The 375-nt window shown below is 67.5% G+C and carries 1 protein-coding gene; it reads left to right on the top strand.

The genetic code is table 11. From position 1 onward, the window contains the following. The coding region (locus tag HX846_RS39035) for an ATP-binding cassette domain-containing protein (RefSeq protein ID WP_178967678.1) at positions 1-375 on the top strand (375 nt) is incomplete at both ends.

The raw sequence follows: 375 nt of genomic DNA, 5'->3' as shown, positions 1-375 counted from the left end.
GAATCCGGCTCGGGCAAAACCACGGTGGCGCGTATCGCCCTCGGGCTGCTGCAACCGGATGCCGGCGAGGTGCGTTTTCTCGACCAGCCATGGGCCGCGGCAGGCACCGAACGGGTCGAGGAGAAAACCCGACGCCTGCATCGCCGCGACATCAGCGTGATCTATCAGGACCCACTGAGTTCGTTCGACCCGCGCTGGACGGTGGGGCAGATCCTCAGTGATGCGCTGGACGTTGCCGGTATCGACGCCGAGCAACAGGCGGCCCGCGTGACACAGTTGCTCGACCAGGTACGCCTGGCGCCGCAATTGGCCGAGCGCCGACCGTTGCAACTGTCGGGCGGGCAGCGCCAGCGCGTGGCGATTGCCCGGGCGATT

Origin of the sequence: Pseudomonas sp. K5002, from assembly GCF_013386655.1 — a bacterium.
GTDB lineage: Bacteria > Pseudomonadota > Gammaproteobacteria > Pseudomonadales > Pseudomonadaceae > Aquipseudomonas.
The sequence above is the reverse complement of the archived record's forward strand: the minus strand, read 5'-3'. Positions and strand labels throughout refer to the sequence as shown.